This is a genomic window from Deltaproteobacteria bacterium (assembly GCA_020848905.1).
In the GTDB taxonomy this organism is placed as follows: Bacteria; Myxococcota_A; Polyangia.
Window position 1 is genome coordinate 1 of the sequence record JADLHG010000086.1, and the last position, 4350, is coordinate 4350.

Here is a 4350-nt window from a genome sequence, read left to right on the forward strand (position 1 = left end):
CGCGGCGGCAGAGGCGGCTCCGACGCGGGAGGCCGCGGGCGCCGCGTGGCGCTCGCGCTCCGTGAGAGCGACGACGAGCTCGTCGAGGGCGTAGCGGCTGCGCTCGAGACGCAGGCGAATCCAGAAGAGGAGGACGAAGAGCGCGGTGAAGGTCCCGAGGCTGACGAAGAGCGCGGGGCGCATCGCGGGGTCGAGCGTGGGCACGACCGAGGTCTCGGGGTGCATGGTCTTCCAGATCTTCACCGAGGTGTAGATGAGCGGCACGTCGGCCGCGCCGAAGAGGGCGAGCCCGGCGGCGATGCGCTTGGCGGTGGGGCCGGCGTAGCGGCGCGCGAGGAGCACGGCCACGAAGATGAGGAAGAGCAAGAGAACGGTGGTGAGCCGAACGTCCCAGACCCAGTAGTGGCCCCAGGCGATCTTGGCCCACAGGGGGCCGGTGATCAGCACCAGGGCTCCGAAGACCACGGTGATCTCCGCCGTGGCCGCGGTGACCGCGTCGGCCCAGAGGCGCCCCCGGAAGAGGTACACGCCGCCGGCCACGCCGCAGAGGATGGCGGAGAGGAACATGACCCAGGCGCAGGGGACGTGGAAGTAGAAGATCTTCTGCACGAAGCCCATCGTGGGCTCGGTGGGCGCGACGAGGAAGAGCAGGTACGGCGCGACGGCGAAGCCCGCCGCGGCGAGGAGGGCGCAGAGGTAGAAGAGGATGCGGGTCATGGGTGCACGGATCCTGATGCCAGCTCGTTATACGGGCTCTTCCCAGAGGCCGGCGAGCTCCTTTTTCAAGGTGCTGCGCCGGTGCTCCAGCTCGGCGGGAGGGACCGAGCCGTCGGCGGCCACGCGCTCCAGCTCGAGGAGCTCCTTGAGCAGCGCCTCGCGGCGGTCGTGGCGCAGCCCCTGCGAGTGTCCGGCGCCGAAGGCGGCCACGACTCCCCAGAGGAGGAGCAGTCCCGCGAGACCCAAGACGACGTGGGTCAGGCGCTTGCTCCGGGTGGGGAGGCCGGTGACGGTGAACTCGGTGAGGGTCCCCGCCCGCGCCGGAGCGAGCGTGAAGACGGGGGTCTTCACCCCTCCCTGCTCCTCCATGCGGTGCCCCTTCACGGAGGGCCCCGAGAGCTGCACGCTCTCGCTGTTGGTGACGACGAGCAACGTCTGGGCGGTGGCCACGGGCAGGCGCTGGCGGACGTCCAGGGTCTCTCCCTCGTAGCGTAGCGCGTAGAACACTTCGATCATCAGGCGTCCGGGCGGCAGCGGCTTCACCACGCGCACCGCGCCGAGCGCCGGCTCGGCCGTCACCAGGCCCGCGTACTCCTCGGGGACCTGAAGCTGCTGGGCTCCCTCGGGGAGGGGGAGCAGGAGCCCCTTGTCGCGGGGCTCGAAGAGCGCCTCGCCGGTGTTGTAGAGGCTGAAGACCTGCCGGAAATGGATCGTCTGTTCGTTTAGCTGCGCCAGCAGGTGCGAGCCCGGGCCGACCCAGATACTAGAGAGATCGCTCGTTTTGTCGTAGACGGTGAAGGTGGCGCGCAGGCCCCCCGACTCGGGGAGGGAGAGGGCGTCGGTGGTGTAGTCCGTCCCGGCGAAGGCCACGGAGAGGGTGACGGTCCGCTTCGGGGCGAGACGCAGCAGCACCTGGCCCTTGTCGTTCGTGCGGTGCGTGCTCTTCTTCTGGCCTTCGGTGACGTTCACGACGGTGGAGCCGACGGGCGCGCGCGCCTTCCCCTTGACGACCAGGATCTCGAGCGTCCCGGGCTGGAGCTCCTTCACCGGCGTCACCTCCGCCGTCCCGCTCTGGCCGGGGGTCTTTCCCTTCTTCGGCGTCAGGTCCGGCTCGCCGCCGTTTCCAGCGGGGACTGGCGGGTGTCCGGGGGGGAGCCCGTCGCTCGCGGCGGGGTCGGCTGCCGCGCCGCCGTGCACGGCGTCGCTAGGTGGAGCTCCGCCCGCTGGGGCGGCAGCCTGGGTCTGGATGAGGAGGCGCACGCCACCTGCGTCGGGGCCCTTGAAGGGCGCCGACTCGCGCTTCCCCCCGGGGAGCGGCAGCACCACCACGTAGCTCTTGCCCGCCTCGAGTCCCTCGAAGCGCGCGCGACCGTCTGGGCCGGTCTTCGTCGTGCTGACCAGCTCGCGGCGGCCTGCGGTCTCGCGGTGGAGCTCCACGGGCTGTCCGACCTTCAGCTCCTTCAGCTCCTGGCCCACCACCTTGACGGTCGCGACCCCCTTGGGGAGGTCGGACGAGTACAACGCTTGGCCGAGCATCGCGCCGGGCGGCGGAGCGCCGGCAGCGGCGGGCGTGCCCGGAGCGCCGGCAGCGGCGGGCGCTTGCGCGTGCGCCAGAGAGCTCGCGAGGAGGAGCGCCAGGGAGAGCGTTCGCAGCGGGGTGCGTGTCATGGTCTGTCCTCCCGGCGCCTAGGCCCGGCCCAGGCGCCGGTCGAGCTCGGCCTGGATCTGCGCGTCGACCGAGCTGCCCTCGGTGGAGCGTGCGACGTCGAGCTCCCTGAGCAGGCGCACCGCGCGCTGCTTGAGCGGCGCGGCGAGGCGCTCGGCCTCCTCGGCACTCAGGCGACCGAGCGAGGCGTCGAACTCCAGCTCCTTGATGGAGCGGAGCAGGGTGCGCTTGTCGTGCTCGAGCACCATGAGCGCCCGACTGGAGAGCTCCTTCGGAACGCGAGCCTGCCCGACCAGCGTGGCGAAGCTCGAGAGCACGAAGTGCAGCGTCAGGCCGAGGACCGCGCCGAGTGCAGCGGCGAAGCCGATCGAGTGGCCCGCGGTGAGCCCTCCGCTCCCCTTCAGGATGGCGCCCACGCCGGCGAGGACCAGAGGGAGCCCTAAGATCGAATAGCGTAGGATGGTGTCCACGGCTTACTCCAGGTCCTTGAGTTCGCGATTGAGCAGCTCTTCGTAGGCCTTGTCGTTGCTCGGGGCGTCGGACGCCTCGGTGGTGGCCTGCGCCTCGTCTGCTGCGTGGCGCCGCCGGGCCCAGCGTCGGCCGAGCGCGAAGAGCACCCCGGCTGCCACGGCGCTCGCGCCGTAAGGGACGAGCCACGACAGACGGTTGAAGGCCGTGTCGGGTGGGATGGCCAGCGCCACCGCGCCGAAGGGCTTCTTGCCGATCTCGGGTCCGCGGGCGGTGGTGTACCAGGTCCGAATGCGCTCTACGTCCCACCCCTCGGCGATCTTCACGCGGATCGCGGCGCGCTCGGTCTGCGCGAAGCCGCAGGGGCAGCTGTCGAGGGGGATCTTGGGACAGCCGCCGCAGAGGCAGGCGAAGTGCTTCATGACCGCGCGCTCGGCGTCGTTGTCGAGCACCACGGGCTTGTCGGTCGGCACGTCGTGCGCGGGGTTGTTGCCGCCCATGCCGTGCGTCGCGTCGGCTCGGGCCAGCGCCGGCCAGCCGAGGAGAAGGAGGAGCAGCGCCGTGGTTCCGGCGGCCGAGGCCACAGGCGCCCCGATCGGGAGGGCGGCGATCGCGGTGCCGAGAGCCAGCACCAGGAAGCCGATCCAGACCCAGTTCACGAGCGGGTTGATGATCGCCTTGAAGCCCGTGGTGCCGGCCTGCGGGTCGTGATCTCCGATGGCGACGAAGAGGTCCTCCTTCAGGGTCCGGCGCAGGGCCACCTCGGTGGTGGGCTGATCCTCGTGCTTGAAGAAGGTCCAGCGCGCGGGCTGGATCTGCCCCAGGTGCTTGCCGGAGACGTAGACGCTCAGGGTGGCGGTGAGCATCTGCTTCGCCTCGTCGGTCCCGGTCTCGATGCCGTCGAAGCGCAGGGAGTAGGCGCCGATCTCCACCCGCTGCCCCGGGCGCATCACGACCTCGCGCTCCACCTTGAAGGAGTCGCCGGCGAAGCCCACGCACATGAGCACGATCCCGAGGTGGACGACGTAGCCGCCGTAGCGACGGCGGTTGCGTCCGATGAGCCCGGGCACGGCGGCCAGAGCGCTCGAGCCCACGGCCTTGGCGCGGATGCGACTCGCGCGGATCACCTCCTGGACGATGGTGGCCAGCACGAAGATGCAAAGGGCCCAGGTCCCGGCCGGAAGGCCGCGGTGCAGGCCGAAGACCGCGAGGAGCAGGCCCATGCTGAGCAGCCCGGCGGCGAGCGGCCAGAGGAACTGGCGCCTGAGGCCCGCCCCATCGGTGGACCGCCAGCCGAGCATCGGGCCGATGCCGGTGATCACGAGCAGCGCGATGCCTACGGGGGTCATCCACCGATTGAAGGCGGGGATGCTGATCGTGATCTTCTCGCCGAAGGCCTCCGAGATGTTCGGGAAGACGGTCAGCACCATGACCAGCAGGCAGCCGGAGAGCAGGACCCAGTTATTGAGGAGGAACCAGAACTCGCGGCTCATCACCGA

At 70.7% G+C, this 4350-nt stretch carries 4 protein-coding genes; all 4 read right to left on the reverse strand.

Features of this window, described 5'->3' with window-relative positions; genetic code table 11:
* Nucleotides 1-717 (reverse strand): cytochrome c biogenesis protein CcsA (gene ccsA, locus IT371_31750; GenBank protein ID MCC6752265.1); only part of this gene is annotated, 717 nt, incomplete at its 3' end.
* Nucleotides 718-744: 27 nt separating this feature from the next.
* The gene (locus IT371_31755) at nucleotides 745-2385 is read right to left on the reverse strand and encodes a hypothetical protein (GenBank protein ID MCC6752266.1); all 1641 of its coding nucleotides are present in this window, start codon (nucleotides 2383-2385) and stop codon (nucleotides 745-747) included.
* Between the two features lie 18 nt (nucleotides 2386-2403).
* A complete protein-coding gene (locus tag IT371_31760; GenBank protein MCC6752267.1) occupies nucleotides 2404-2853 on the reverse strand; it encodes a hypothetical protein in 450 nt (149 codons plus the stop codon).
* A gap of 3 nt (nucleotides 2854-2856) precedes the next feature.
* Nucleotides 2857-4350: hypothetical protein (locus tag IT371_31765; protein ID MCC6752268.1), on the reverse strand; the 1494-nt coding region annotated here is incomplete at its 5' end.

Bases quoted from the DNA above. Each gene is read 5' to 3' on its own strand.
- IT371_31755 (MCC6752266.1), bottom strand. From the start codon at position 2,385: ATGACACGCACCCCGCTGCGAACGCTCTCCCTGGCGCTCCTCCTCGCG.